The organism is Roseibium sp. AWQ4_254 (assembly GCF_056161025.1).
Genome location: NZ_JBSWYH010000071.1, coordinates 1 through 3,857, shown reverse-complemented (window position 1 = coordinate 3,857; position 3,857 = coordinate 1). Strand labels below are relative to the sequence as shown.

Here is a 3,857-nt window from a genome sequence, read left to right as displayed (position 1 = left end):
ATTAAGGGCCCTTAAATGTCCATTTAATTAAGCGGACACTTAACGCACCAAATCGAAAAGCGGCAGGTCGGGTTCAACGGACGCTCACGATGATCTGCTCGTCCGTGAATCTTGTTCGCTTCATTGTCCGTCCTCAAATTGGGTCGGACTCTAATCAACAGTGGAGGAAAAATCCCGTGGCAGGTCAATTCCTGCACAGCGAGGCGGTTGACGAGGACGCCATGCTGCTCAGCGAACTCGACGGCTTCTTTGCAGGCGTCATTGTCTGTCCCGATCTTATTGCTCCAATTGAATGGTTGCCACTTATCTGGGGCGAAGCCCCCCATTACTTCAAGAGCGAAAAGCACGCCCAGGACATTCTCGACCTCATCATGGGGCACTGCAACGACATCATCGGGCAATTGAACCAAAGGCGCTACAGTCCGATCTACAACATCGAAATAGACGGCAGTTCGCTATGGGAGTTGTGGGTCGACGGGTTCCATCAGGCAATGCAATTGCAGCCTGCTGCCTGGCTGATCTACGAAGCAGATGCCGAAGAAGATTTGCAGAACGCCTTGTTCTTCATTGCCCGTCTCGTGGAAATAGCAACTGAACCAAGCATACAGCCGGAAGACATCGATGAGAAACTGGAAAACATCGCTGCCGACATAATTCCATCTTAAATTGAAGTCTTGCATCACGCAAGGCTCAAGCTGCAAAACTCCGATATGTACGCGGGGCAGAAAACCAAAGTCGGCCGGAATGATCCTTTCCCATGCGGGTCAGGCAAGAAATACAAATGGTGCTGAGGTCTTAACTGAGAAAGCAACCGTCACCCAACGCTTACTGTCAGTGAGCTGACGATGGAGTTGCGTATCAGTGTCCCGATCCCTCATGACAGCGCAGCATTCAGCCAAAGATCAAGGTTCACGAGCCGCGTAACTTCCATCAAATCGGCACGCTCCTCAACGGGCGTGACACCCAAAAGTCGCTGATAGCCAAGCCTAAGGCGATCGCGCAGCGCCGGGGTGTTCGCCAGATCGCACAAATACATCTGCCTTGCATCAACGAGCTGCGCGAGCCGCCGCGCCACCTCCTGCGGCGGCAATCGCTGGAAATTGGGCCGTCTTTGTTCAACGCGTTTCTGCCGGGCCCGAGCTTCTGGATCGCGCAGTAGTTTCGATCTACCATCGCGCATCTCTTTAATGACTGAGCCATAAGAAAAGCCAGCGACTTTTTGAAAATAGGCGCGAAAGAGCCGCTTGATCGCGAACATGTCCACAATATCGAGTCGTTGCTCAAGCAATATTTGTGAAACGCGGCCTTGGGAGAATGGCAGAAACTTGATCCGCCCGTGATGCGCGTGAAAGTTCGCATAGTTAGCATGAACATTCTGCACAAATCGGAACCACTTTGCCATTCGCAGTAAACGGATCGCTTGATCGCCGTTTGACGGCCATGCGCCTGCAGGTGTATCGGAGAAACCAAACGCTTTGAGAAACGGCTCAAGCACACATTCACGACGATGCTCAATCAACAACGCGACAACAGGATCCCCTTCTCCTTCAGACGTCGCATCGTAAAACCCAGGTGTGTGCTCTTTCGTACTGCACATCGTTCCGGCGATAAAATCGACGAAGCCTCCCTTACGTGCCTCATTCGAAATCCCAAATGGTGGAGCAAGAAGCCAGGCAGGCGCCGGTCGCCGGTTGAGGAAGGCGTGAGAAAGCAAGATTCGATTGTGTATCAACCGTAATTCTCTTCGGAATCGCGTTAATCCTGTGTGACGCGCGCCTCGCGCGAAAGTGTCGACAAAGTATAGCGTGTCGGCGTTCTGCCCATTGAACTCAAGCGTGGGCCGTTCACTTGGCTGGAAATCTCTAAAGCCGAAGTCAACCTTGTAGGGTGCAATTACGGTCCCGAATCCAGTCTGCCCTAGCCTGCGCACATCCTCTGGATCAAGCGCCCTACGCTCCACAATATCAAGCGACAATCCAAGCCGGTCGCAGAGAATACTGGCCATTTTCAAATCAGGTTGTGAACCAGCGGCGTAGGGATAATGAAATGGCTTAAACGGCTTGCCAAGTTTGCACAGAGCCGCCAAGAGAACGGCGCTGTCAATGCCGCCCGATGTTGCGAGCGCGAGGTCGCGTCCCTCGCCCGCTCCGTCGATTGTCACCTCCAAAGAGCGCTCAAGCACGTCGCCAAACCGCTCGAGGCCGTCGACTGAGAGCGACCGCGTCGGTGTCTCATCATCTTCTGGTAGGACAAAGAAACGCGTGCTCCAGTCATCGCCGCCGCGCCAAATCACCCCGCCACCCGGCAAACAGCGGTGGATATTGGTGAACAGGGATCCAAATGGTGCCCGACCGAGTCCTTGATGGCAGACGAGCATGTTTGCCATTGCCCCATCGCTTAGGCTATCGACCCGCGCAAACTCATCAAACAAAGATCTCTCGTCCGTCGCTATTTCCAATTTATCCTTAGCAATAGCAAAATAGAACCCTGACGAACCTGGTGAGGCCGCTATCTCAATCGCGCCTTGGGCAAGTCGGCTATCCTGTATGATGACAACAAATGCACCAATAGCCTCTCGTAGTATGTGATCGAGGCGCAATCGGTCTTCAGAAGCGGTCAGAATCGCTTCGGTCACCGAGTCACGCGCCTCTGTCCGCCCCTCCGAGGCTGATCCGTAGAGATCCCCATAAATTGTCACGCGCCGATGCGGCCCGAACGACCGCTCACCGAGCGGTGCAAAGCCCTGCTTCGCCGAAAGATCCTCGGTGAGTGAAAAACTAAGACGCATGAAACATTCCTTCCGTACCTCAAACTTAGCAACTATTGACACGCAGAAGCAGTGTCAAGTCGGACTGTACGCTGCTTGCCATCTCGGTTAGAACCACGTGGAACTCTTCTTTTCTTGAATGTAGTACTGAGCGGAAATGTGACATTGTATATGATAGCGTTTTTGTTCCGCTCTCCAGCAACAGGGACCAATTCGTCGCTTTGTTAAATCGCTTCCGCTTCATGAACATGTCAATCGTCGATCCAACGTGACCCAGCCCCCTGAATTCCGGCCATTTAGGTGTTAGTGATTCATCTTAGGAAAGGATGGACCATGAAGCGCAGATTCAGCGACGAGCAGATCATCGGATTTATCAAGGAGTACGAAGCCGGGGTGAAGGCTTCTGATCTTTGCCGGAAGTACGGCATCAGCGACGCGACGTTCTACAAATACAAGGCCAGATTTGGCGGCATGAATGTGTCCGATGCGAAGAAGCTGCGATCTCTTGAGGACGAGAATGCACGGCTGAAGCGAATGTTGGCGGAGGCGATGCTCGACAATGCTGCGCTCAAAGATCTTGCGACAAAAAACTACTGACGCCTGACTTGAAGCGCCGAGCTGTGCGGGACGTTATGACCGGCATGGCCTAAGCGAGCGTCGGGCATGCCGTCTTGCGGACCTGGATCGTTCAACGTTCCAGTACCGGAAACAGGATCAGGGTGACGAGGCCTTACGCATAAGGCTGCGGGAACTGGCGAACGAACGCCGCCGATTTGGGTATCGCCGTCTTGGCATTCTGCTGGCCAGAGAGTGATTTGAGGTGAACCACAAGAAGCTCTTCCGGGTCTATCGGGAAGATGGGCTTGCGGTGCGCAGGAGACGGTCGCGCAAGCGAGCTCTTGGCACCCGTCGGCCAATTCTGGTTCCTGACGGGACCAATCGGCGGTGGAGCCTGGACTTTGTCTCCGATGCTCTGTCGGGCGGCCAGCGGTTCCGCGTGTGGACCTGTCACGGTTTGATTCCGCCCCGAGTTCTCATTTAAGCGGCCCTGGCTTCGAATGCCAATGGGCTTTTCCATGCCAAAGCCGAG

Annotated in this window: 2 protein-coding genes and 1 pseudogene; 2 read left to right on the top strand and 1 reads right to left on the bottom strand. The window is 53.9% G+C overall.

The genetic code is table 11. From position 1 onward, the window contains the following. The first annotated feature begins 176 nt into the window (after window positions 1-176). The gene (locus ACXAIC_RS24580; protein ID WP_475187032.1) at window positions 177-665 is read left to right on the top strand and encodes a UPF0149 family protein; all 489 of its coding nucleotides are present in this window, start codon (window positions 177-179) and stop codon (window positions 663-665) included. Window positions 666-874: 209 nt separating this feature from the next. Here ACXAIC_RS24580 and ACXAIC_RS24575 read toward each other — a convergent pair whose 3' ends face one another. Continuing rightward, on the bottom strand, window positions 875-2,788 hold the full coding sequence (locus tag ACXAIC_RS24575) for a hypothetical protein (protein WP_475187028.1): 1,914 nt from the start codon (window positions 2,786-2,788) through the stop codon (window positions 875-877). Window positions 2,789-3,100: 312 nt separating this feature from the next. Here ACXAIC_RS24575 and ACXAIC_RS24570 point away from each other — a divergent pair. Beyond that, window positions 3,101-3,767 (top strand): annotated as a pseudogene (locus ACXAIC_RS24570) (transposase); the annotation flags it as partial. Window positions 3,768-3,857 lie beyond the last annotated feature (90 nt).